Origin of the sequence: Rheinheimera sp. UJ51 (assembly GCF_020819615.1) — a bacterium.
GTDB classification, from domain to species: domain Bacteria; phylum Pseudomonadota; class Gammaproteobacteria; order Enterobacterales; family Alteromonadaceae; genus Alishewanella; species Alishewanella maricola.
Genome location: NZ_JAJHOG010000008.1, coordinates 62,657 through 88,940, shown reverse-complemented (window position 1 = coordinate 88,940; position 26,284 = coordinate 62,657). Strand labels below are relative to the sequence as shown.

Below are 26,284 nucleotides of genomic sequence, written 5' to 3'. Positions count from 1 at the left end.
GCAACTAAATACCCAACCAGCGACTAAACTCGCTGGTGCGGCTTTGGCTGGTTTTTAGCTGCACGCCGGAGCGTAAAAAGACCGTGAGCGTATTTTTACAAAAACGCTCTAACCGCTCAATGTAATGCGTTTGCACTAATTCGCTGCGATTAATTCGAAAAAAACGTTGCGGATCTAAAATCGCCTCTACCGCTTGCAAGCTCGTGTAAGGCAAATAATGCCGCTTTCCTGCGGCATCAAACGCCATAATCAGGCCACCATCAGCTTGGATATAACTGATATCGGCTATCTGCAAAAAGTAAATCTGTTGCTGCTGCCGTATCGCTATGCGCGTGGCATAACTGGCCACGGCAGGGGTTGCGGACAACTGCGCTAACAAGGTAGTCAGCTTGGAGAGATCAGGCTGCGCAGTAACGGTTTTGGCACTTAATAAGCGAAACTTCTGCCAAGCCTGCAACAGCTTTTCACTGTTATAGGGTTTAAGTAAATAGGAAATGCCCTGACTATCAAAAGCTGACAGCATAAATTGATCATAAGCGGTAATAAAAATCAGCGGGCAGCAAGGCGGTATGTGTTGATAAGTGGTCAGCACATTGCCATCCGCCAGCTCGATATCAGAAAAAATCAGATCAACAGCCTGGCCGCTCGTTAAAAAGGCGGCCGTTTCTTTTATTGTCGCCAGTTCAGCGACGACTTCCATCGGATCAGGTAATTCGGCAATCAAACGTCGCAACTTGCTGCGCGCCAATGGCTCATCTTCCACTATGGCTACCCTAAACACTTGGCTGCTCCTCTACTAACGGCAAGCTCACACTAAAGCGTTGATTTGCCTGACTGATATCTAAATTACGGCCGGTTAAAAACAAAAACTGTTTAGCTAAATTTGTTAAACCGATGCCATTACCGCTACGTGTTTTTTTGGCGCTCGGCTGTAAGGGGTTACTGACCACCACACGTTGTTGCTGCAGTGAAATATCCACCAGCAATGGCGCTGCTAGGCTGCCTTGGTTATGTAAAAACACATTCTCGAGTAATAACTGCAAACTAAAGGGTGGCAACAAGCTTTGATTGGAGCGCAAAGCCGGATCAATGGCTAACTGATAACCGGGCCCGACACGAGTTTGCATTAATTTAAAGTAATATTCCGCAAACTCTATCTCTTGTGCCAGCGGCACTAACTGCTGCGTAGCATTGTGCATAGATAGCCGATAGAGCGCGGCAAAGTCATGCAAATAGCGGCTGGCCTGTTTTTGATCGACACTGATCAACTCATCTAAAGTGTTTAACGCATTAAAGATAAAGTGCGGGTTCAGTTGCGCTTTTAATTGCTGAATAGTTAATTGCGCCAGTTGTTGATTGTAATCGGCGACTTGTTGTTGATAACGACTGGCCGCTTGCCAATGATAACGCGCCAAATAAATACCGGCGAATAACACCACATCGACAATATCGCCTAAATTTTTGCTTAACAGCAAATTCGGTGAAAAATTACGTTCGACAGTGTTAAACATCACGGAAATCAGCAGGCTAATGCTGTTATTAAAGGCTAAATAGACCAGCAGAGAAACGCAGATAATCTGCAACATCTTCAACCAACTAAGCTGGCCGTCATCGGTATGTTGAAACCGGTTTAAGCAGTAACGTACCAACAAAAAAATAAGCAAGGCTGAACAAAACGTGACGATGGGCGCTTCGGGGGTAAAGGTATACCAAGACACCATCCCCGCTCGCACGCGGTTGCTAATGACTAAAAAGTAACTAAAGCAGAAAATACCCAGTAAAAAAGGCCGGTCAACTTGCAAGTAGGCGTAAAACCGCTGCAACATAATCAGTACCTGTCTGTCCTTGGAAAGTGACAAAGGCGGCAATTGCCGCCTTATCCATTATTTAGCCGCAGTACTTGACCAGGAACGCGTCACTTCGCCGGCTGCATCCATAAACTTTAACTGCACTTCATCGTTTTCGTCTACATAAAACATCGCACGTGGCGAACCATCTTTGGCAAAAAGAAATAAACCATTGTTTTGCTGTGCAGTTTTTCCTAACAAGATACGGGGTGCGCCGCCAATCAATCCGGCATCTTGATATTCTTGTATCTTCTGCCGTTTTAGTGCTTGATCAGTAATTTGTGCCAGCTCGCGCATAATTTGCCGCACGCCGTCTTGGGTTTCTGCTACAGGACGATCATTAAAAGCCAACCCAGAGCGAATAATACGCTTATCACCACGCTGTTCATCAACGGTTAGCAGCTGCATGACTTGATCACCATCGTATTTATCGAAAGTCATCGACATGCCCGCGCTATGACCGTTCGCATTTTTCGCACCATCGTAAATAAAACCACCGGCTTCCATACCTTCTTCATTAAAAAACAACATGCCGGCGCGCTTTTTACGATCCTCGTTTAACACCTTGCCATTCACTTCTTCTGTAGTAGGAAAGCGCGCAGTATTGGTCAGTAGCATACGCACAGTACCGTCGGCTTCAATAATATTTAAGCGCTCAACGGTTAAGGTCTCAAAGCGCCCGTCATTAGATGACTTCATGCCCATCAAACATAAACTTAAAGATAAAACTAAGCTGGTCAAAGCGGTAACCCGCAATACTTTTACTTCGTGTTCAATTTTCATCGTTATTTACCTGTTGGTTGTTTGGCTTGCAGTGAGTATTAGCAAAGACCTCAGAGGCAACAAGGCACTTCGGCTAAGCTAAGGAAAGCATCTGATAAACGCAGGAAAATAAAAGATGAAACAAACACCCTCTCGGTAACAACCCGAACTGATTGGCATTGAAATGGTCTATCCCCAGTAACGCAACGTAGATTAAAACTCGTCATTGAGGGCAGTAACATGCGTATTTTAAGCAACATCGTTAGCAGCTTTTTGTTCATTATTTTCTTTTTAACCACGCCATTAATGGCAACGACACCGCAAGCCAGTATGCAGCTTGAAACCATAGTACTGGGCGCCGGTTGCTTTTGGGGTGTAGAAAAACGCTTCGAAGCGATGCCAGGAGTCACGGATGTGCAGTCAGGTTATGCCGGTGGCAATGGTGTGGAACCGAGCTATCGGGTGATTACCCAGCAGCGCAACAAATTTAACCCGAATAACCATGCCGAAGTGGTTCGAGTGACTTTTCAACCTGAATTAGTCAGCCTCGAAACCTTGTTACAGCGCTTTTATGAAATGCATGATCCCACACAGCGCAATCGCCAAGGCAATGATGTGGGTACGCAATATCGCTCGGCCATTTTCTTTCAAAATGAACAGCAACAAAAAATCGCTAAGCAAGTGACGGCGCAATATCAGCCTCTGCTTACGGCAGCCGGTTATGGCGAGATCCAAACGCAAATACAGCCATTAAACCAGTTTTTCCCCGCCGAAGATTTTCATCAAGATTACATCGCGAAAAATCCCAATGGCTATTGCCCAGACCATTCAACCGGCGTGCGCTTTGATAGCTCAAATGTTACCGCCGCGCCGGCGGTGGACAACAGCGCTTTATTAAAAGGCAAACACATTGTGATGATTGATGCCGCGGAATATTGCCCATATTGCGAAAAATTCAAAGCTAATGTCAGCAGCAAGTATCAGGGTAAGATCCCGCTACATTATCGCTTAGCCAGCCAGTTAGAGGGTTTAACCATCACCACGCCCACTTGGGCAACCCCCACCCTGTTATTTATCGAAAACGGGGTAGAGGTCTTTGGCGTGCAAGGCTATATGGAGCCAGAGGTATTTTATAAAGCATTGGGTTTATTCAGTGTCGGTGCTGATAGCGAAAGTTATCAAGTGGCCTTTCAAAGTGATACCGACCGGCCTTTCTGTAAACAATATGAAATATTTAAAAATACTCCTGATGGTGTCTTTATTGATGCGTTTAGCGGCGCACCGTTATTTGATACCCGAGATCGTTTTAACTCGGGCAGCGGTTGGTTATCCTTTAAAAAGGCGATTGATGGCGCGGTAACCACCCGCACTGATTACAGCCATGGCATGATCCGCACCGAAATTGTGGCGGCAGTATCAGGTATTCATTTAGGACATCGCTTTAATGATGGCCCAAATGGCACGACACGCTATTGCATTAATGCTACCGTGCTAGAGTTTGTAGCACGCTAACCCGTCGCATTTGGCAGGCTAAGCTGAAATGCTAAAGCCTGCTTTTATTTTGCAAAAACACCCCGCAATATTTCTCTGACAAAATGCCGTTGAAAACGCTACACTGCTAAGGCGTTTTACAGCGCTGCGCTTCTGCATATTGCAGCACCTATTAATATGAATTATCAGGAAGATATTATGAAAAAACTTTCCCTAGCATTATTGGCCAGTGTGGTGTTATTAGCAGGTTGTGCCCCTGAAGTGGGTTCAAAGAAATGGTGTGAACAGATGGATACCAAAGCTAAAGGCGATTGGACAGCCAATGAAGCCAAAGATTATGCCAAGCATTGTATTCTGCGCTCTGACGATTAACACTTTAGACCGCTAACCCCTTCATGCGCCAATAACCAAGCTTTTTTATCAACGCCACCGGCATAGCCGGTGAGTGTTTTATTAGCGCCGATAACGCGATGGCAAGGCACAATAATCGAAATCGGGTTTTTACTATTGGCTAAACCCACCGCGCGCATGCCTTTTGGATTACCAATTTGTTTGGCGATATCACCATAACTGGCGGTTTGGCCATAGGGTACGGTGAGAAGCGCCTGCCAAACATGCTGCTGAAAAGCAGTGCCCTCTGCCGCCAGCGGTAATTGAAACACCGTTAACTCACCGGCAAAGTAAGCAGCCAACTGGGCTTTCGCTTCGCGCGTCCATTGCGGCTCAGTGCTCGGCTGCTGCTGTCTTTGGCAAAACGTCACCGCAACCACACCGGCTTCGTTCGCCACAATTTCTAATAAGCCCAGCGGGCTCGCTAAGTAATCAATGCCTTGCATCTTTATCTCTCTGCGCCATGTTGGCGCTACTCAATGTTCAAACTATGTGCAAACTGTCAGGTTGGATAACCGCGACTGTAGTGGTCTAGTCAAACCCGCCCGCATTGATGTAAAAAAACCAGCGGCGTGCATACTGATAACAAACCACCATGTCGCTGCAGCTGAGTACGTAACGCTTTAAGCTGCATATTGACACGGCACAATTGAAATCCTAACTGATCATTGCTGATTAATATACCGCGATAACGAATGCTGACGCCCGCTTTTCGGCTCAAACACCTCCGACCACACTCTGAGACACATCTGACCACACTCCGAGACAGGTTGGACCACACTCAGACACCGGTCTGACCTGTCTCGGAGTGCGGTTGGGCCAGTGGCTTAGTTGGGGTAGCCGGTGATGTCGCGGATTTTGTGATATAGCGGCTGGAGTTGGCGGTACATTTTTAAATACACTTCCCGATACAGTCGTTGATATTGCGCAGCGATAACCGGATCAGGCAAATAACGCTGCGGTAGCTGGCACATGGCAGCAATAGCGCTGGGGTAATCCGGGTAGCGACCTAAACCCACCATGGCTGAGATCGCCGCACCCAGCGCTGACGTTTCGTGGGTGTGCGGTCGCTCAACCGGCAGATTAAAGACGTTCGCAGTTAATTGCAGTATTTCAACGCTTTTAGCACCGCCACCCGATACACGCAGCGTTTGAATAGATTGGCTATTTCGCCGCTGCAGCCGCTCGCTGCCTTCTTTTAAGGCATAGGCTAACCCTTCGATAATGGCGCGATAGACATGGGCCCGCTCATGCACATCACCAAAACCAATCATCGCGCCTTTCGCTTCAGGCCCCGGAAAGGTAATGCCCGGTGACCAATATGGCTGGAGCATTAATCCCATACTGCCGGCAGGTACGGCTTTTAACAGCGCATCAAACAGTTGCTCAGGTTCTATTCCTTGTGTTGTAGCCGCTTGTCGCTCTTGCAAACCAAACTGTTCTTTAAACCAACTGACTAGCCAAAAACCGCGATGAATCATCACCTCACTGGTATAAGCATTCCCGTGCGCGGCTGGATAGGCCGGTAACCAGCGTAGCGGTTCTACATAGCGCGAGTTTACTGTGGTGATGGTAGCGGTAGTGCCATAACTAATACAACCGATGTCAGGCGTTAACCCGCCACACCCTAACACTTCACAGGCTTTATCCGATCCGGCCGCCAATAGCGATAATCCTGCTGGTAAACCCAAGTCAGCCGCGGCCTCTGCACAGAGTTTTCCTATTGGCTCACCCGCTGCGATTAAACGTGGCAGCTGATGGGGTTGTATCGATAATGCTCGCCACTTCCAGCTAAAACGGCTGGCCCAACGTTGTCGTTTAAAATTAAAAGGCAAATAGCCAACTTGTGCTGCTGTGCAATCGGTAAGTTCGCCGGTTAAGCGCCAACTTAAATAACCTGACAGCAATACATAATGCGCGGTCTGCTGCCAAATGGCTGGTTCGTTACTGGCTAGCCAGTTTGAAGGAGCGCGTGTTTGAAATCGATGTACAATGGCCGCTGCACCAACGACCTTAAATAGTACTCGACGCCACCCCAGAGGAGGCAACTGAGTCGCTTGTCGTTGATCAAGCCAAATAATGGCAGGCCGTAAGGGCTTTTTGTCTTTATCTAGACAAAACATCGTGCCTCGTTGGGTGGTTAACGTCATAGCCGCTAAAGCAGAAGCTGGAACAGCACTTACTTGCCATAGCTGCTGACACGCTTGTTGTAACGCTTGCCAATAGCTGGCCGCTGTTAATTCTGCAAAACCAGGCGAGGTAGTTTGATAGGCCGGCATCGGCTGCTGGCCTTTTGCCAAGATGTTGCCATGCTGATCAATAATGATGGCTCGCACACTTTGCGTACCAAAATCAATGCTGAGTATGTAGGTCGGTTTACTAGAGGCTGGTGTGGTCATGATATAGCTTATTGCTTTTACGCTTTGCCAAGCAGAGTAACGGATAGCTTCGTGAGATGCCAGACACAGCATAAAGCCTTCCGAGTAAAAAGTTGTATTTTTTTTCTGCAAAAAAACCACGGCTAAATACCGAAAAACATTGCTATCAGCAGTCAATGTGCTATAAATGAAAGCGCTTACATTAAAAAGACGCCAATAGACAAGACGTCAATTAACAACCCAAAAGACAAGGGAGCCTTTATGGCAGCATCACCTCTATCAAACCCGGCCGAAACGCATATGCAAAACAACCCGGGGAATTACCGTTTTGCACTCACGGCACTGACCACATTGTTCTTTATGTGGGGCTTTATTACCTGTCTGAATGACATTTTAATTCCCTACCTAAAGCAATTATTTGACCTGAGTTATACCCAGGCCATGTTGATCCAATTTTGCTTTTTTAGTGCTTATTTTATTGTCTCTGTACCCGCAGGGATTTTGGTTGGCCGCATCGGCTATCAAGCAGGTATTGTCACCGGCCTACTGATTGCAGGCGCGGGCTGTTTGTTGTTTTATCCAGCCGCTGAAATGCATGTGTATGGGCTGTTCTTATTGGCGCTATTTGTATTAGCGTCCGGTATTACCATTCTGCAAGTTGCAGCAAACCCCTATGTTAGCGCCCTTGGTAGAGCAGAAACCGCGTCTAGCCGTTTGACGATGACGCAAGCCTTTAACTCGCTGGGTACGACAGTGGCGCCATTCTTTGGTGCCTGGTTAATCTTTGGCGGAAAGGATGCGCCAGCTCCTACCGCTACTGAAGTGACAGAATCAACTGTGCAACTGCCTTACCTATTATTGGCGGCAAGCTTAGTTGTTTTAGCGATCATTTTTGTTTGGTTAAAACTACCCGCCATGGGCAAAAAAGAGCCCAGTGCAGCGGTACCGCTGCAAGGTAGCGCCTGGAAACAACGGCATTTAGTATTAGGCGCGCTGGGTATTTTCGTTTATGTCGGTGCCGAAGTGAGCATTGGTAGCTTTTTAGCTATTTACTTATCGTTACCTGAAATTGGCAACATGACGACGGCCGCCGCTTCACACTATATTTCCTGGTATTTCGGTGGTGCTATGGTAGGCCGCTTTATTGGTGCCGCTGTAATGCAAAAAGTAGATGCGGGTAAAGCGCTGGCATTCAATGCTATTGCTGCCGTGTTATTACTGGCCTTAACCATGCTGAGTGAAGGCAAATTGGCCATGTGGTCATTACTGTTTATTGGCTTGTGTAACTCTATTATGTTCCCAACCATTTTTAGTTTGGCAATCAATGGTTTAAAACATATGACCAGTCAAGGCTCAGGTATTTTGTGCCTAGCTATTGTCGGTGGCGCCATTTTACCTTTAGCGCAAGGCGCCTTAGCCGACCGAATTGGCGTACAACCTGCCTTTATCCTGCCACTACTTTGCTACATTTATATCGCTTATTACGGCCTGATTGGTTCAAAACCTCAGGTTGTTACAGACGCAGCTAAGGATTGATGATGAAACTTAAGACCTCCCTTAACCGCCAAACCCTGTTACTTACCTTGACGAGCACCTTAGTGCTAGCCGGGTGTAATAAGGCGGTAACACCACCAGACACTGAACAACCAGCAAACATCTGGCCAGTACTGAATTTACCCGTGGCACAAGATCCAAACATTGAGCAAGCCATTACTGAGTTAATGGCACAGATGACCTTAGAGCAAAAAATTGCGCAGATGATCCAGCCGGAAATTCGTGATATTACCGTCGAAGATATGCGCAAATATGGTTTCGGTTCATACCTAAATGGCGGCGGCGCTTTTCCTAACGATGATAAATATGCCACGCCAGCCGATTGGACCGCCTTAGCAGAAAAAATGTACCAAGCGTCAATTGATGACAGCTTAGATGGCAGTAAAATCCCAACCATGTGGGGTACTGACGCAGTACATGGTCACAATAACGTGATTGGCGCGACGATTTTCCCACATAACATCGGTTTGGGTGCGGCCAATAACCCTGCGTTAATTGAGCAAATTGCCGAAGCTACCGCCCGCGAAGTAATGGCGACGGGCATTGATTGGGTGTTTGCACCCACCGTTGCGGTAGTGCGAGACGATCGTTGGGGCAGAACCTATGAAGGCTATGCTGAAGATCCGACCATAGTACGCAACTATGCTGCAGCCATTGTGCGCGGCTTACAAGGTGCAGCGGATGCTGACTTCCTAGGCGATCGTCGCGTGATCAGCACCGTTAAACACTTTGTTGGCGATGGCGGCACCACCGGAGGTATCGATCAAGGGAATACCGAAGTCAGCGAACAAGAACTGTTTGATATTCATGCCCAAGGCTATGTGGGCGGCTTACAAGCCGGAGCACAAAGCGTGATGGCCTCATTCAATAGCTGGAATGGTAGCAAAATTCACGGCAATGGCTATTTGTTAACAGATGTGCTGAAAAAACGTATGGGCTTTGATGGCTTTATCGTGGGTGATTGGAATGGCCATGGCCAAATTCCTGGTTGTACCAATGATAATTGCCCACAAGCAGCCAATGCCGGTTTAGATATCTACATGGTACCTACCGCAGCGTGGAAGCCGCTTTACTACAATTTGATTGAGCAAGTAAAAAGCGGTGTGATCAGTCAAGAACGTGTGGATGATGCGGTTCGCCGTATCTTACGCGTGAAAAAGCGCGCCGGTCTTTTTGATAAACCTAGCCCCGCCAATCGCCCATTAGCCGGTCGCATTGAACTGATTGGTGCGGCAGAGCACCGTGCGGTAGCACGTGATGCAGTGCGTCAGTCCTTGGTGTTATTGAAAAACCAAAATAATCTACTGCCATTAAATCCGACGCAACGCATTTTAGTGACAGGCCCAGGCGCAGATAATATTGGCCAACAATCAGGTGGCTGGACTATTAGCTGGCAAGGCACCGGTAACACCAACGCTGACTTCCCAGGTGGTACCTCAATCTATGCGGGGATCCAGCAGCAAGTTAACGCAGCAGGTGGTAGCACTGAGTTATCAGCTGATGGCAGCTTCTTGCAAAAACCCGATGTAGCCATCGTGGTGTTTGGTGAAGAGCCTTATGCAGAAGGTAACGGTGATATCGATAACCTAGAATACCAGCGTGGTAATAAAGCTGATTTAGCTTTACTGCAACAGCTTAAAGCACAAGGTATTCCCGTTGTGTCATTATTTATCAGTGGCCGAGGCATGTGGGTCAACCCAGAACTTAACGCCTCTGACGCCTTTGTCGCGGTATGGTTACCGGGCAGTGAAGGCGCAGGTGTGGCCGATGTGATTTTAGCTAAAGCAGACGGCACACCGCAGTATGACTTCCACGGTAAATTATCGTTCTCATGGCCTGCTAACCCGCAGCAAACGACGGTCAATGTTGGTGATGCCGATTATGCACCTCTGCTGCCATTTGGTTTTGGTTTACGTTATGGCGAAGCAGATGTATTAGGTAATCAATTGTCTGAAGATGCCGGTGATGCTGCTGGAGAAACCGAAATGGCCATTTTTGAGCGCGCTCCGCGTTCACCATGGCAATTACAATTACGTAGCGGTTCTGACACGGTGACCGTTGGCAGTAGCGTACAACAGTTAGGAAGTATCAGCAGCCGTACCTTTGACAATCTGGTACAAGAAGATGCGCGCCGCTTTGAATTTACGGGTGAAGAAGCCGCTAGCTTAATTTTTGGTAGCCCGTTTCCACGTGATTTGCGAGCCTTTGGCAGCGCAGAAAGTGTGTTAAATTTAACCGTGCAGCGCCATGGCGCAGTACCGGATAGCGTATTATTAGGCATGCAGTGTGGTGCAGATTGTACGGCTAGCCAAAATATTGCTGCGGCACTCGCCGCCATGCCAGAAAACAAATGGCAGCAGCTCACTCTTAATATCAGCTGCTTTCAACAGCAGGGCTTAAATTTGGCTCAGGTGTTTGAAGTATTCAGTATCAGTACTTCTGGCCAGCTGCAATTAAGCCTGTCAGATGCACGCATTACCAGTAATGCCAGCACCACTGCGCTGAGTTGTGATATGTAAAGCGCCTTTGCCGTATAAAGCCCAGCTACCTCGCTGGGCTTTTTTATGCTTGCGATTTTCAGCCTAGTTTTGCTACTTGATGCATAGCCGTTACCGCCCTTTGCTTACTAACCCCTTCGCGCTGGGTTATGGTTATCCTTATATCGTCTCATTGCCAAAAGCTTATTCTATGCAACTCATTAGCGCCTTCGCGCCACTTAACCGCTCACTTTAAGGGTGCCTATACTGTGCTGCCTGTTAGGCTCTTTGTTATTCAATTGCCGCTCAACGCTTATCCTCGTTAAACCTTACTGACCTCTATTGCAAGGAGAGCGCTACCTATAAAAGGTGGGTTTACCTGCCGCAGGTAAATTCAAGTGGTATTGGCCGTAATGTACACAAGAGCAGGGGGTTGAGCATGAAGAGTAACGGCGCGGATAGCCGCAAGAAAAGACACTCAGCAAACAGCGTAGCAGCATGATACGCCAAGCTCATTTGGTTTTAGTACAAAGGTTAAGGTAAAAAAAGTGCCCGCAAGCGGGCACTAAAGAAACAACAGGGAGAAGCAACGCTTAGAACCGGTAACGGGCACCTAAGATATAACGTGGACCATATTGACGAGCAAACAGGAACTGCTCTTCGTAACGGCCATAACCTTGCTCGGTTTCATTTGTTAGGTTGATCCCTTCAAAGAACACGGTAAAGTTATCAGTGACATCTTTGTTGATGCTGATGTCCCATTGCGCATAAGCCTTAGCAAACTGCGGTGGTGCATCAGACGAACCTTGGCTCTGGCCTACCCCGATTAAATAACTGTCACGCCAAGCGTAAGTTAATTTTACTGACCAACCATAGTCTTCATAGAATAACTGTAAGTTAGCAGAGTTACTCAGGCCGACTAACGGTGTTTGTTGCGTTAAACTTTCAATATCAAATTCAACGTCACCGTTAACGATGGTACCGTTAATACCAAAACCAAAACCGGTTTCACCTAGCATATGCTGCCAAGCGGCTTCGATACCGTCTACCGTCTTAGTATCGTCGATATTTTGTGGTTGGCTAATACTCCAAACAATTAACGGATCAGCACTGGTCGGTGCAATTGCACCGTTAGCATCACCATGGCCATTGGCTAACAACTGATTATAAATAGCCGTGTCGGTAGGTTGTTCACCGCGCGCCGTAATATCAGCAACCGCTTGTTGATAACGTGGACCATTTAGAATGTCATTTAAACCTTCGATAGTAATATCTGTAATGGTATTACCGATAAAGTTTTTCACGCTCTTCCGATAGTAACCAATAGCGGCATAACTACCCGGTGCGTAATAATACTCCAGGCTTAAATCGAGGTTCGTTGACTCATACGGTTGCAGATTAGTATTACCCTGGCCACCACTACGCGAACCGGGTTTTGGACTGCCACTTAAACTACGACCGCCAGCCAAAGCACCTAAAGGTGCGCGAGTGATGCTTTTACCAATTGATAAACGACTGACTAAGTCATCGGTAATATCAACCCGCAAATCCATCATCGGCAATAACACGTTATGCGAACCGGTCAAGGTTAAGTAGTTGGCATCACCCGGCTCATATTGCATGATCCACTCAGATGGGCTAACCCAATTCACTTGGCGCTCTACATCTTGTAGCACCGTACTAGTGACATCGGTTTGTTCATAACGTACACCAACATTCAGCTGTACCGGGAAATCTGCCACTTCAAATTCCCATGCAGATTGTAGGTAGATACTGTATGTTACTTCTTGTACATAACTTTCGCCATAAGGGCCATAAAACGCATCTGGCACATACGCATTGGCGCCTAACAGTGTTTCAGTTAAATAAGCAGTTTGCCGAGCCACGGCTTCATCGTAGCTATAGCTGTAATAATAATTACTGACTAAGCCATTGCCACCACCGGCAAACTGATCAAGGAAGTTACCAGTATCACGCCGAGTAAACATACCGTCTGGGAAAATAAACGTATAGCTTGGGTTAAAGCCTGGGCCACCACGTAAGCCACTCCAAGCATTTGAACCACTTAAGTTTTGATCAGTACGAGCAACACCGCCTTTAATTGAAACCAACGGAATATTAAAGCTCGAGTTAAACCAAGTGCTATCCAACTGAAATTGTTGAATATCTGACTCACCTGGTGAATCAAAAAACTGACTAAAGTTAGAATCAATTTCACCTGGGTTTAATACATTGCTACCGTTGCGCCATAAAATGTACGCTTGTGGGATCTCACCAGTACGGTAATCATAAAACTTGGTAATAAGTTGATCAGAACCTAAGATCACCTGGCCGCTATTACCGCTGCCTTTATCGGCACCGTTATCGGTTTTATTGTTGGAATCATGAAAGTCGAAACTGACGTTCAAATCATCGGTGATCTGCCAATCCATATTAAAACCGATAGACGCAGCTTTAACTTCTGTGGTGCCTTTACTCGCAGTAAAAGAACCATCATCCCCGCTGATATCAGCAAAAATGGCAGTACCGCGCTCGTCTAGCTCATAAGCATTGATGTTATCGCCAAAGTTATTCCAAATCCCCCAACCAATACTTTCACTACCAACTAAGGCACGGCTGCCAGTGTAATCAAGGGTAAAGGTAATATCATCGGTAGCCGCATATTGAAAGGTAAGCTGACCGGTCGTTCTTTCCCGTTGAAAATCAGCAATGCCGTAGTTCATGTCTTTTGGAAAGAAGTAATTGCCGGTTGGTAAACCATCGGCTCCCAGTGGCCGCCGATCGATAACCTCAGTAGGGTTACTAGGTAGCGGCACGTTTGCTTGCCAGCCTTGAATGTTGGCATTTTGGATTTGGAAATCCCGACGGGCCGAAGCAAAAGACACCGCCACACCAAAACGATCATCCGCAAAGGTATTGCTGTATAACGCTGAAAACTCAGGGGTGACATCTTCGCCAACTTCATTAGAGCTGTCATGCACAGCTTTACCCATCATGGCGAATTTCTCGCCTGGGCTTGCTAGCGGTTTCGAGGTAACGATGTTCACGGTAGCACCTAGGCCACCGCTCGGGTTTTCTGCTCGCGCGGTTTTGTATACTTCTAGGGCGCTAACGCCCTCAGAAGACAGGTTTTCTAAGTTAAAAGAACGGGTAAAACCGGTACCGGGCATCTGACGCCCATTTAAGGTGATCAGGTTAAACTCAGGGCCGAAACCCCGTACGGTAATTTGGCTACCTTCACCATTTACTCGGCTTACCGAAACACCGGTAATGCGTTGTAACGATTCAGCTAAGTTCGTGTCTGGGAATTTACCCATCTCTTCAGAAGAAATCGCATCAACGACGCCTGACGATTCACGCTTAACGTCCATTGAGCGAGCTAAGCTTCCCCGAATACCGCGGACTTCGATTATTTCAACTTGCGGCTCAGCTTCAGCAGCAGTTGCTTCTTGTGCCTGTAGTGGCAGCATCATACCGGCAGTCAATACTACAGATACTGCTGCAGCTACTCGACTCTTAGTAAAAGTTATTGGTTTCATAATTATCCTACTCTTGTCGCACTGCTTAGTTATTCGAAATTTTTACGTTATCTAACTGATATACTGCGCCCTGACCTTTACCCCAAGAAGGGAATATCATCACAACTTTTATATCACTGATATCTAAACCTGCATCGAATAAACTTTGCAGTGAAAAGCTGTAGTTTTGCCATTCGCCAGTAACCGGTGCTTGATTGTTATTACCTGCAGCTAAAGGCAACTCAACTTCAGTTTTAACACCATCATAAGTAGTTGATTCTATTTTAAAGAACCAAGAACTCGAAGTATCCGCTGGCGCTGCAACCACGCGCATATCAAAGCTCACACTGCCATTGGCAACTAAGGGAGAAGCATTGAACGAAACATCCGCTTTACCCAAGAAACCCAATACGGTTTCTGGCCAACCTAAAATCTCAAACTGCATCACATTGCCATAAGGATCACCGGCATTGACAATTTTTGGCGTAGAGCCCGCACAACAGTCCCATGCATCCCATTGCGGGTTAGTGCTATTACTAAACAAATTTAACGTACCATCACCAACTGCAACCGCATTAGGATTAAAGATGCGTACATTATCAACACGGAAAATTGCACCATTTCCAGTATCCCAAGCAGGGAAAATCATTAGCACATCAATGGCACTGATATCTAAACCCTTATCAAATAAACTTTGGATGCTAAAAGTATAGGTAGCCCACTCACCAATAACAGGCGCATTACCAGCATTGCCAGAAATCAAGTCAACTTCGACTTCAGTACCGCCATTATTTGCGCCACCGGCTGACTCAATCTTAAATTTCCAAGTTGAATTTAAGTTAGATGGAGCATTGACCACTTTCATTTCAAATTGGACTATGCCTTCGCTCAACAACGCACTGGCATTAAACTGTTCACCAGAACCTAATGGAGTACGGTTGTTAAAACCTAATACCGTTGGCGTTGGCCCGACAGTAAACTCAGCTACAATGCCATGAGCCTCATCATCCATTACTTCAATTGGCGTGCTACCCGCACAACAATCCCACAATGGCCAAGCTGGGTTCATCGCATCAGTAAAGATCACTAATTCTGGGGAGTTAGAAGGTTGCGCAATTTGCACATTATCTAATTGATATACTGCGCCATTGCCAGTATCCCATGCAGGAAACACCATCAACACATCAATAGCTGACAAGTCTAAACCCGCTGCATCTAGTGCTTTTAACGGGAAGGTATAGGTTTGCCATTGACCCGTTACAGGTGTCATACCTTCTGTACTGGCTGTAATTGGAAGTTCAACTTCAGTACCACCGCCACTATTACCGCCATTGCTTTCAACTTTAAACCTCCAGGTAGAAGCGGAATTTGATGGTGGACTAACCACTTTCATATCAAAACTAATAGTGCCGTTTTCAATTAATGGTGACGCATCAAACGGCGAGGCTTGTCCATTTGGATCGGTAATAAAGGCAGAGCGTGTGATAAAGCCGTTTACGGTAGGTTGTGGACCCACTAAAAATTCATAAACACTTCCACGGTCGGCATCAACAACCAGTGCTGGGGTAGAACCACCACAACAGTCCCATGCAGGCCAGTTAGGGTTAGGTACACCATCAAAAATGGTCAAATTACGGGCTATGCCATCTGAAGGTGGCACTGGGATGGGCGCTTTACCTTCTACTAAGGTTTCAGCATCTTTGTAGCCAGCACGAATGGTTTCACAACCTTTACCAGTATTCGGGTTTTGGTCGCATTGATACACGCGCACCCATTCCACTTCCATGGTTTGGCCGTTTGCTAACGCTGTTTCGTCAATACCCAGGTTATTCACGTTTTCTGGCCAGTTGCCACCGACGGCCAAGTTCATGATTAAATAGAAACGCTGATCAAAGGGCGCGTTATTCCACTGGGTTTCCAGCTCACCGGTAATGTTATTGAAGTTTTCAACAAACCAACCACGGTGGCTTAAACCAATAATTTCGCCTTTGCTGTTGGTACGAACCTTTGAGGCCATTTGCGTTTGATACAAATAATCGTTTACATACCAACGAATTTCGCCTTCCTGCCACTCGATGGCATAGGTATTAAAGCCATCAGCAGGGTTAGCGCCAGCAGGTAAACTGTATTCTTTACCGCTGTTTACATTGTTTGGCCAATCACGACCATAGTGCAGCGTGCCATAGACTTTGTTTTCTACCACACCGTCACCGTCCACGGTTTTTAAGTTAACCGCTTCAACAATGTCGATTTCGCCTGATTTTGGCCAACCGCCATACACTTCATCCGTCGACATCATCCACACGGCTGGCCAAGTACCTTGACCTGACGGCATTTTGGCACGTACTTCAATACGGCCATAACGCCAATCACCTTGATAACGGGTGTTAAGACGAGCAGATGTGTAAGGTAAAGGTGCACCCTCTGCCGCAGGTTTAGCCACAATTTTCAAGCTACCGTTAGAGACAAAAGCATTTTCTGCGCTATCGGTATAGCATTGTTTTTCCTGGTTTCCGCCACCTTGACAGTTAATTTCAAAGTTCCATTTACGCCGATCAATACTAGTGCCATCAAATTCATCACTCCAAACCAGTTTCCAATCAGAGACTGGTTGTTCGGTGTTAACAGCGGTAAAGTCTGAGTTTGTTGTAACGTCTCCGCCACATGCACTTAAACCCGCCAGCAGCGCCAAAGCGGCTAGGGATTTAGCGTTATTCATTATTTTAGTCATACCCTGAGTTCCTGTTTTTAACCTTGTCACGCCGGCATTTGCCCACAGCAAAGCACCCAATTTCATGTAAGCGCTTACATAAGTTAGGCCAATATCATGTAACAGTCAATTAACTGTTTAAAAAAACCTCAAAAAATATTGGTTAAATGTTCCGAAAACAGCACGGCTGTGCATTGGTTAAAAATCCAGCAATGCATGCAGCACTGGCAAGAAACTTAGTTCAGGGTGCATACGCTGTGTTATGTCGCAGAAAGACGAAAGGTAAAATAAATGGCTACGAGGCTCAGCAGCGCAAAAAAACACAGTACAGCGGTTACTGACCATGCAGCGAACAAGGCCGCTATTGCGCCTACAAGCAACAATAACACGCCCATCAGGCTATTACTTAAGGCAACATATTCGGTGCGTTGGTTACCGGTGGCGATATCAACCAAATATGTTTTACGCCCCAACCTCACACCAGCATGGCTGATGTTTAACCACACAAAGAGTAAAGGGTAAAACCAACTATTCTCAGTAGCGGGTAAATAAACAATCGGCAACACACAACCCAACAAGGTGAAAACCGCGGCCAGCTGCAGTACTTGTTTACTGCTTCGATCAGCAGCTTTACCCCAAAGACTGGCGCTAACAGCACCCGCCACGCTGCTGGCGAGTAACAGTAACATTAAGGTTTGATGGCCATTATTTTGTTGTTGCGCCAATAACACGACAAAGGGCTGCACTAAGGCTGAACTTAACAACAAACCGCGGCAGATAATAAAATTGCGCAGCACCTTATCGGTTTTTAATTTACGCACATTTTGCCACGCCGCTTGCATTGCATTAACGCCGCCGTCGCTGGCACCAGCTTGCTCGCGGATCGCCGAAAACAGTGCGCTTGCGCCAAACCATAATAGCGCTGCTGCCAACAAAAACCCGGCATAAAACCAGCTGTGATGGCTATCTTGCTGCAACAACCATAAAGATATGACTGCGGTGATAACACCTGAAACAGACGTAGCTAAGCCAGTTAAACGGCCGCGCCGCCCTTTGGGTACGGTTTTTCCTAAGACATCTTTTTGCGCCACCGAATTCAAACCACGCGCCAAACTAAAACAAGCTAACAGTATTAAAATAGCGACACCCGCTTGGCGCCCCTCGAGCGAAAGAGCAACCAGCGCCATCCCCAGCAAACTGCTTGCTTGCAGCACACTGCCTAACACCAGAAAGGCTTTACGTTTAGCAAAGCGCCGAACCCAAGCCCCAATCATTAACTGCGGCAACATTGAACCTGACTCCCGCAGCGGCACCAACCAAGCGATAAAACTGGCTGGCGTACCCAGCGAGGTCAGTAACCACGTTAAGATGGTTTTGGGGTTAGCTAATAAGTCGGCCAAGGCAGTGCAGCATTGACTGCATAACAACAATAAATAATTGCTCGGTAAGGCAGTACAGACCTCATCAGGGATATCCTTGCAGGCACGACCATCAGTATCATCGGCCAACAACTGATAGAGCTGTTTGGTCGGTTTTGCTGCTGGCTGATCTGGCATAGACACTCCAAAATCGGACAAAGCTTGTACGAAGAACAACCGCGGCTATCGCCAATGATTGACCGCGGCAATGAGATAGAACTAAACGATAAGGTGAGTGGAGTCGCGACTGATTAAATGCGGTTCAAACACTTGCTGCACCTCGGTATCCGCTTGCTGATAAACCTGACTAAGCACCCAACGTGCCGCCATATGCCCCATTGCACTGATCGGATAATCAATGGTGGTTAATTTAGGGTAGGTGTAATAGGCAAAGTTAACGTTATCAAACCCGACAACAGAAAAATCTTCAGGAACACTATAACCTAGCTCACGCGCTGTAGTCAGTGCACCAGAGGCCATTTCATCGTTAGCACAAACCACCGCGGTAAAGGGCTGTTTGCTTGCAATGATACTCTGTAAGCCTTCGCTACCACCCGTTTCTCGAAAGTCACCTTCAAAAAATAACGCGGTATTGAGCGCACAGTGAAACTCTTGTAATGCCCGCTGGTGTCCAGCATAACGCTCGCGCGCGTCCGTTTTCCACATGGGGCCAGCAATATAGGCAATCTGCCGATGCCCTTGCTCTAATAAATGCTGAGTGGCGAGATACCCACCCAATTCGTTATTTAAACTGATACAGCGATCGGCTAAGGCATCGATATGCCGGTTTAACAATACAAAAGGCGTATCACCCTGCGCCAACTCAATAAGATAGTCGTCAGATACCGCTTCGACATGCAAAATGAGTGCGTCGCAATTGCGACTTTTTAAAAACTCGATACCGTCTTGCTCGGTTTCACGTTCACTGTGGCCCGCAGCAATAATCACGTGCTTACCCGCAGCACGAAACTCGGCTTCAATACCGGTTAACATCGCACCATAAAAAGGACCATGTAACTCAGAGACTAAAATACCAATACTGTTAGAGCGGTTAGAGGCCAATGATTGCGCAATACTATTAGGCCGATAACCTAACTCGGCCATCGCCGCCAACACTTTTGTCCGTGTGGCTTGCCGCACCGGCGTATTATTGTTCATCACACGCGATACGGTCGCCAGCGACACACCCGCCGCTTTTGCCACTTCATAAATGGTTGCCATTTGCGTCCTATTAGCCAAAATTTAACCTCGCTAGCTTAGCACTCGCTAGTGTCGAGCAGCAAGATCAGTGGCGATTTGCTGTACACGGGCATTATACAAGGTATAGCGCGTCATCACGATGGCAACTAACACCGAACAAACAGCTGGCCAGAAGGTAAAGCTAAGTAATAAGCCGTTCAGCGTTTCGGCAGACTGTACCTGATTGGCTTGATAACCGTAAAACGCTAACAACCACCCCGCTAAAGCACCACCGACCGCCAAACCTAATTTAATAAAAAATACGATAGAGGAATACACCAAGCCGGTCACTCGAATGCCTGTTTTGTAATGACCATAATCAACTGTATCGGCCATTTTTGCCCATAATAACGGCGTAGCCATTTGCAGGAAGAAACTCCAGAAAAAGTGCAGGGCAAACGCCATTTTTACTTGCTCGGGGCTGATAAAGAAACCCAGCACACAAATCACGGCTGAAATAAGTTGCAAGCCAATATAGGCTTTTACTTTATCCACTTTAGTGGATAACCATTGCGCCATTGCCACACCGGCGATATTGCCGATCATACCCAGCGTCACAAAGGAGGTGACCAGATCGTCTCGACCTAAAAAATATTTTACGTAATAAATCGCCAGAGTATTACGCAACACCATACCGGTTAACAAAAATAGCGCAGCAACACATAAAATACGCCACTGATCGTTTTGCCATAAAGTCGACATGCCACTGCGTAATGTTATTGTTTGATTCGCTGGCGCGTGAACTCGTTCACGAGTACCGGCAAAACAGAGTAAAAACAATATCATACCTAACAGGCTCATGGCGGCGATGGTCCACTGATAGCCACGCGCCTGATCGCCCTGACCAAAGTATTCTACCAAGGGTAAGGTACAGGCGGTCACTAACAACCCGCCTAACATACCAAAGATAAAACGATACGTTTGCACCGAAACGCGCTCATTTGGATCGGCCGTTAATACGCCACCCAGGGCTGAGTACGGAATGTTAATCGCGGTATAGGCCAGCATCAGCAAGGTATAAGTGGCAAAGGCATACCAGACTTTACCGCTTTCAGAAAAATCTGGGGTGGTAAAAGCTAAAACACTACAGAAGGCGAAAGGCAACGCCAGCCAAAGTAAGTAAGGCCGATATTTACCATGTCGACTTTTAGTGTTATCGGCCAGTGCGCCCATTAACGGATCGGTCACGGCATCAATGATCCGCACTAACAAAAACATACTGCCGACGATAGCGGGCGAAATACCGAAAATATCGGTGTAAAAAAACGTTAGAAATAACATCACTGTTTGAAAAATGATGTTACTGGCCGTGTCACCTAGGCCGTAGGCTATTTTTTCTTTTTTACTCAGCATAACCGCTCCTGCAAACAGACCCTGAGTTAACGCCGGTTAGCGAACACGTCACGTAACGCTATGGCACTATTCTTTAAGGTACGTTGTTGCGTAACATAATCAACATAAACAATACCAAAGCGTTTCGCATAGCCTTCAGCCCATTCAAAATTGTCCATCAAGCTCCAGGCGAAATAACCCTGTATATCAACACCAGCCTTGATAGCATCTTCCGTAGCTTGTAAGTGTTGCTGAAAATAATCTACCCGATGCTGATCGGCGACTTTATCTTGCAGCAAAGTATCCGGCATGGCGGCCCCATTTTCAGTAATGTAAATGGGCGGCAACGTATAACGTTGGTGCAACGCCAGCAGAATTTCAGTTAAGCCTTTTGGATATATTTCCCAGCCCATATCCGTTAATGGCGGTGTTGTTGGTGGCACATCACTGAACCAGCCTTTTTCATTGGCCCGATAGACAGTGCGGGTGTAGTAGTTTACGCCGAGGAAATCTATTGGTTCAGCAATAATCGCCATATCACCGTCAACCAGTAGTGGCTGTTCATTTGCGGCTAACTCTGCTAACAAAGGAGGGTAACAGCCTTCGAGTAGCGGTTGCAGATACCACTGATTATGATACTGATCCGCCATCTCGGCCGCACGCACATCGGCTGCACTGTTAGAAGCCGGGTGACACGGGCTAAAATTAAGCACAATGCCATTTTTAGCATGTGGAGCATTTTTCCGCAGTACGCGCATGGCTAACCCATGCGCTAACAACAAATGATGGGCGGCTTGTCGACCTTGTTGCCGATTTTGAAACCCTGGTGCGTGGATCCCCGCTTCATAACTGAGATAGGCACTACAAAACGGCTCATTTAGCGTGGCATAAGAGTACACCTTATCTCCAAAAGCCTTTGTTACGATATCGGTATACTCGGCAAATTTATAAGCGGTATTCCGGTTTAACCAACCACCGTGATCTTCAAGATATTGCGGTAAATCCCAATGATAAAGTGTCACGAAAGCCTTAATATTTTTGGCTTGCAACGCATCAAGTAACTGCTGATAAAAAGCTAAGCCCGCTTCGTTAATACTGCCATCACGGTTAATCACCCGCCCCCAAGCAATCGAGAACCGATAGGCATCAACGCCTAAACCGGCAATCAGCTCAATATCATCACGCCAACGAGCAACATGATCACAAGCCACTTTGCCGTCGGAATTATCTTTGATCCGACCCGGCGTATCACAGAAGGTATCCCAGATGCACGGCTCACGACTATCAGCCGCACCTTCTATCTGAAAAGAAGAGGTTGCTACGCCAAAAACAAAGTTAGGCTGCAATAAAGGAGAGGTTTTTTCTAGAGTTATCTTCATCAGTTCTGCCAAGGTTCGCTAAAGCTGAAAGTCGCTGCAACAATACAAAGTAGTTACTTGCAGCACGGTATTATGCTATATATGAAAGCGCTTACATCATACTAGACGGCCTAGACACTGTCGTCAAATATAATACACAAAAGCGCTTAACGGCATAAAGAGTCACATCACTGATTGTACCGTATATCAGTACAGCAAGCTTTTTAGTTAGACTTTTATTTAAAAACAACCCCAGGTGAACACTGGATACCTAGGAGGCAATAATGCGTTTTAATTTACCTTTACTGGCTATTAGTAGCACGTTGGCGTTAGTCGCTTGCAATCAGCTACCCGAACCCAGCACGCCATCGGCCAACATCGATTTTGCAGCCCCGGCGGGTTGGCAATTAGTCTGGCATGATGAATTTGAGGGTAAACAGCTCGATCGAAGCAAATGGACCCCAGAGCAAAATTGCTGGGGCGGCGGTAATGATGAGCAACAATGCTATACCGACCGACCAGAAAACATCATGGTAAAAGATGGCCTGTTACACCTCATCGCGCGAGCAGAAAACTTCTCCGGCCCAGATATTGTTGAAGATGCCGCGAACTTTGATCCTAAGCGACAACGCACCTTACCTTACACATCTGGCCGCATTCGCAGCAAAGGCCAAGGTGACTGGCGTTATGGCCGCATCGACGTCAGCGCCAAATTACCCGGCGGTCAAGGCAGTTGGCCGGCGATTTGGATGCTACCCACCGATAACGTTTATGGTGCCTGGCCGTTATCAGGCGAAATTGACATTATGGAAGCGGTCAATCTCGGCACCCAATCAGATGAAGAAAATGCGGCAATGGGTGAGCCAGAGCGACGCATCCACGGCACTTTACATTATGGCAAACGCGCGCCGAACAATACCTATTCTGGAGAAAGCTACAAACTACCGGCAGGCGCCAGCCCCACTGACGGCTTTAATACCTACAGCATTGAATGGGAAGAGGGAGAGATCCGCTGGTACATGAATGGTGTGCATTATGCCACCCGCACCAGTGCCGATTGGTTTACCGATGCCGCACAAATTATGCCCGGCATAGGTGAGCATGCACCCTTTGATCAGCGTTTTCATCTTCTGTTAAATTTAGCGGTGGGCGGCAATTGGGCTGGCAACGTTAATGAAAAAGGTATCGACGCTGGCATATTCCCACAAAGCATGCAGGTTGATTTTGTCAGGGTTTATCAAAAACTTTGATTAACAAAACAAAAAGCCGCTACAGACGACTGTAGCGGCTTTTTTTAAGATTAGCGTTATTTACTCATCGCGGGGCAATAGCTTTGTAAAAACGTCTGATGACTGGGTAATTGCGCCACTAACCGCTGATTTTGCACTTTGATTTGGTTGAGGAAATGACTCAGTTCCTCTTCACTCATTTGATCCACTATCGGATGATAGTGTTCTGGCAGCAAACCTTGGCCCAACATCACTTGCGTCCATGAGTTCTCACCAAATAACTCGTTCGGCACTTTAAATACTCGGCCCGTTTCTTTGAACAAACGAATACGATGGGCAAGGGATTCAGGAATAGGCATGCTTTGACAGTGACGCCAAAATGCCGTGTCGCGCCGCGCCGTCACATAGTAGTGCAAAATAATAAAATCACGAATATTCAGCACTTCATGTTCAGTTTGCTGATTAAACTCATCAACATCTGCTTGGCTGACGCCATTAACTGGGAACATTTGTAACAAACGCACGATACTGCGTTGAACCAAGTGAATACTGGTCGACTCTAGCGGCTCAAGAAAACCACTGGCCAAACCCAAGGCGATACAATTTTTATTCCAGTGCTTACGGCGCATGCCGGTTTTGAATTTGATCAGTCGAGGTTCTGTCAGTAACTCACCACTGACATTGGCCAGCAACAACGCTTTTGCCTCATCATCTGAATAATACTTACTGCAATACACTAAACCATTACCGACACGATGTTGCAGCGGTATTTGCCACTGCCAGCCAGCACCGTGAGCGATAGAACGGGTATAAGGCACCGGCTCACGCGTTGCGCGAGTTTGTACCGCAATCGCTGAGTCGCAAGGCAACCAGTGGCTCCAATCATCAAAGCCGGTATGTAAAGTTTGCTCAATTAACAGTGCGCGAAAGCCCGTACAATCAATAAATAAATCGCCAGCAATGCGCTCACCGTTCGTCATCTGTAACGCTGTAATATTGCCACTTTGCTCACAGGTTTCAACTTTAGCAATTTTACCTTCAATCCGCGTTGCACCATGTTTCTCAGCCATAGTCCGTAAAAACTTTGCATATAAACCGGCATCGAAGTGAAAAGCGTAATTTAGGGAACGATTCGGTAAATGCGCAAACTTTGCCGCTTTTGACGCCAATAACTCCGGGCAATAATCGCCATAATCACTGGCTAAGCCGATTTGCTGACCTTTTAACCAGAAATGCTGAAAGCCCGCCGCCCAGCAATCTTGGCCAGTGGTTCCAAAGGAGTGAATGTAGTCTTGGCCTTGATCGCGCCAGTTTTCAAATTGAATACCCAGTTTAAAAGTGGCTTGGGTGGCAGCCATAAATTCTGCTTCGTTGATACCCAGTAGCTTATGCAGCGTCAATAACGGGGGTATGGTCGCTTCTCCCACCCCCACAGTACCGATATCTTCACTCTCGACTAAACAAATTTCAAAATGTTTACCCATTAACTTGGCGATAGCGGCAGCCGCCATCCAACCAGCGGTTCCACCACCGGCAATCACCACGCGTTTAATTGCTTGCGACTGCATTTGGACCTCGTTGTTATCGGTTAAGTTTATTTAACAGTTCAGCACGCACTTGCCGTGCCACAGGCTCAGTTAATGAACCTTGCAAACCACGTAAATGTTCAGGAATATGCGCAATTTGTCCTTCACCAAACACATAATGCTCAAAGTGTGCACGCCATGCCGCCTTTTGCTCTGCCGGTAAAGTGTTAATACTCAGCATCGCCAGCTGCAATGCCAGTTGTGGGCTGGGCAAATAACTAGGGCAGTCGCGCCACCAAAAATTCATCAGTACATTGAGCGAGCTTAGCGCTTCTACATGATGCCACCACATACTGGGAATAATGAGCGCATCACCAGGACCAAGTTCTACCACTTGCGCATGTTTCATCGCTTCGGCGAATTTGGGAAATTGTGTCAGATCGGGGTTGGTAAAATCGACCAAACTAATCGCTCGGCCTGCAGGCGAAACATCCAGCGGGCCAATGTACAAATTGGCTAATTGTTCAGGTGGAAACAAGGTGAAACGTCGACGCCCAGCCACTACCACCGCCAAATTTTGCGGAAGATCAGAGTGTGCCGCTACACGACTTTGATTGCCAATCCATAAGCTGACCAGCGGATCTTTGCCCTGTTGCGCCAACGCCGGCACGTGTTGTTGTTGCAACCACTGCGGAAACCAACGCGGTACCAAAGTAGCACCAACATACCAGTGCGCTTTATCCTGTGATGCCGCTAACAATTGCCCAAGTTTGGCATTTACCGGCTGAAAGTTAAAACCACTAAAATTAGTATTGTAAAATACTCGGCCACCACTACTCGCTTCGCTAATATAAGCAGTCAGTGGTTCACCACTATAGTGGCTGAGCAAATAATCATTAATGGCGGGCTGCCCTTGTTTAGCCGCACAAACTGCAGGCCAGTGCGCAGCAAAATCAGGCAAGTGCAGCGGTATAGCGCTATTCAGTACATCACTGCTGATGCTATCCGCGGTTACGCCGGTTAAGCTTGCTACCGGTTGCGCTGCAGGCCACATC

18 protein-coding genes are annotated in these 26,284 nt (G+C 47.0%); 5 read left to right on the top strand and 13 right to left on the bottom strand.

Annotated elements, in window-relative coordinates; translation table 11 throughout:
- Nucleotides 1–4: 4 nt before the first annotated feature.
- The 3 genes from LMJ53_RS17100 to LMJ53_RS11540 are packed head-to-tail and all read right to left on the bottom strand — an operon-like array spanning nt 5 to nt 2,630.
- Nucleotides 5–781 (bottom strand): LytR/AlgR family response regulator transcription factor, encoded by a 777-nt coding sequence (locus LMJ53_RS17100; RefSeq protein ID WP_229586196.1) that lies wholly within the window; start codon nt 779–781, stop codon nt 5–7.
- Nucleotides 774–1,826 (bottom strand): sensor histidine kinase, encoded by a 1,053-nt coding sequence (locus LMJ53_RS11545; protein ID WP_229586195.1) that lies wholly within the window; start codon nt 1,824–1,826, stop codon nt 774–776. The genes LMJ53_RS17100 and LMJ53_RS11545 overlap by 8 nt, the downstream gene beginning before the upstream one ends.
- A 57-nt stretch (nt 1,827–1,883) precedes the next feature.
- Entirely contained in the window at nt 1,884–2,630 is a 747-nt protein-coding gene (locus LMJ53_RS11540; protein ID WP_229586194.1) for a hypothetical protein, read from the bottom strand.
- A 219-nt stretch (nt 2,631–2,849) separates the two neighbouring features.
- Between LMJ53_RS11540 and msrA the strand changes: the two genes are divergently transcribed.
- Nucleotides 2,850–4,121 carry a peptide-methionine (S)-S-oxide reductase MsrA gene (gene msrA, locus LMJ53_RS11535; RefSeq protein ID WP_229586193.1) on the top strand — a complete coding sequence of 424 codons (1,272 nt, stop codon included), beginning with the start codon at nt 2,850–2,852 and terminating at the stop codon, nt 4,119–4,121.
- Nucleotides 4,122–4,298: 177 nt separating this feature from the next.
- Nucleotides 4,299–4,472, top strand: coding sequence for a DUF3012 domain-containing protein (locus LMJ53_RS11530; RefSeq protein WP_226750620.1), 174 nt, complete (start codon nt 4,299–4,301; stop codon nt 4,470–4,472).
- Here the strand turns inward: LMJ53_RS11530 and LMJ53_RS11525 are convergent.
- Both LMJ53_RS11525 and LMJ53_RS11515 read right to left on the bottom strand, forming a co-directional pair.
- Complete coding sequence (locus LMJ53_RS11525) at nt 4,469–4,936, bottom strand: methylated-DNA--[protein]-cysteine S-methyltransferase (protein WP_267867505.1); 468 nt, start codon at nt 4,934–4,936, stop codon at nt 4,469–4,471. The genes LMJ53_RS11530 and LMJ53_RS11525 overlap by 4 nt on opposite strands.
- Before the next feature lie 381 nt (nt 4,937–5,317).
- Nucleotides 5,318–6,961 carry an FGGY-family carbohydrate kinase gene (locus tag LMJ53_RS11515; protein ID WP_229586192.1) on the bottom strand — a complete coding sequence of 548 codons (1,644 nt, stop codon included), beginning with the start codon at nt 6,959–6,961 and terminating at the stop codon, nt 5,318–5,320.
- 168 nt (nt 6,962–7,129) lie between these two features.
- On the opposite strand from LMJ53_RS11515, the gene LMJ53_RS11510 reads away from it, so the two are divergent.
- Together LMJ53_RS11510 and LMJ53_RS11505 are read left to right on the top strand one after the other, a co-directional pair.
- Nucleotides 7,130–8,404: a sugar MFS transporter gene (locus tag LMJ53_RS11510; protein ID WP_229586191.1), complete on the top strand. Its 1,275-nt coding sequence runs from the start codon at nt 7,130–7,132 to the stop codon at nt 8,402–8,404.
- A 2-nt stretch (nt 8,405–8,406) separates the two neighbouring features.
- Entirely contained in the window at nt 8,407–10,941 is a 2,535-nt protein-coding gene (locus tag LMJ53_RS11505; RefSeq protein ID WP_229586190.1) for a glycoside hydrolase family 3 protein, read from the top strand.
- 551 nt (nt 10,942–11,492) lie between these two features.
- Here LMJ53_RS11505 and LMJ53_RS11500 read toward each other — a convergent pair.
- The 6 genes from LMJ53_RS11500 to LMJ53_RS11475 all read right to left on the bottom strand — a co-directional run bounded on the left by LMJ53_RS11500 (nt 11,493) and on the right by LMJ53_RS11475 (nt 22,495).
- Nucleotides 11,493–14,438, bottom strand: coding sequence for a TonB-dependent receptor (locus LMJ53_RS11500; protein WP_229586189.1), 2,946 nt, complete (start codon nt 14,436–14,438; stop codon nt 11,493–11,495).
- 25 nt (nt 14,439–14,463) lie between these two features.
- Nucleotides 14,464–17,148, bottom strand: a complete 2,685-nt coding sequence (locus tag LMJ53_RS11495; protein ID WP_229586188.1) for a glycoside hydrolase family 16 protein — start codon at nt 17,146–17,148, stop codon at nt 14,464–14,466.
- A gap of 239 nt (nt 17,149–17,387) precedes the next feature.
- Nucleotides 17,388–18,683, bottom strand: coding sequence for an MFS transporter (locus LMJ53_RS11490; RefSeq protein ID WP_229586187.1), 1,296 nt, complete (start codon nt 18,681–18,683; stop codon nt 17,388–17,390).
- Nucleotides 18,684–18,764: 81 nt separating this feature from the next.
- The gene (locus LMJ53_RS11485; RefSeq protein WP_229586186.1) at nt 18,765–19,766 is read right to left on the bottom strand and encodes a LacI family DNA-binding transcriptional regulator; all 1,002 of its coding nucleotides are present in this window, start codon (nt 19,764–19,766) and stop codon (nt 18,765–18,767) included.
- A 45-nt stretch (nt 19,767–19,811) separates the two neighbouring features.
- Nucleotides 19,812–21,137 carry a glycoside-pentoside-hexuronide (GPH):cation symporter gene (locus LMJ53_RS11480; RefSeq protein ID WP_229586185.1) on the bottom strand — a complete coding sequence of 442 codons (1,326 nt, stop codon included), beginning with the start codon at nt 21,135–21,137 and terminating at the stop codon, nt 19,812–19,814.
- Between the two features lie 26 nt (nt 21,138–21,163).
- Nucleotides 21,164–22,495: a GH1 family beta-glucosidase gene (locus LMJ53_RS11475; protein ID WP_229586184.1), complete on the bottom strand. Its 1,332-nt coding sequence runs from the start codon at nt 22,493–22,495 to the stop codon at nt 21,164–21,166.
- Nucleotides 22,496–22,758: 263 nt separating this feature from the next.
- Between LMJ53_RS11475 and LMJ53_RS11470 the strand changes: the two genes are divergently transcribed.
- Nucleotides 22,759–23,724: a glycoside hydrolase family 16 protein gene (locus tag LMJ53_RS11470; protein WP_229586183.1), complete on the top strand. Its 966-nt coding sequence runs from the start codon at nt 22,759–22,761 to the stop codon at nt 23,722–23,724.
- A gap of 56 nt (nt 23,725–23,780) precedes the next feature.
- On the opposite strand, the gene LMJ53_RS11465 is transcribed toward LMJ53_RS11470, so the two are convergent.
- Nucleotides 23,781–25,271, bottom strand: a complete 1,491-nt coding sequence (locus LMJ53_RS11465) for a tryptophan halogenase family protein (RefSeq protein ID WP_229586182.1) — start codon at nt 25,269–25,271, stop codon at nt 23,781–23,783.
- A 13-nt stretch (nt 25,272–25,284) separates the two neighbouring features.
- A complete protein-coding gene (locus tag LMJ53_RS11460) occupies nt 25,285–26,283 on the bottom strand; it encodes a cupin-like domain-containing protein (RefSeq protein ID WP_229586181.1) in 999 nt (332 codons plus the stop codon).
- Between the last annotated feature and the right edge of the window lies 1 nt (nt 26,284).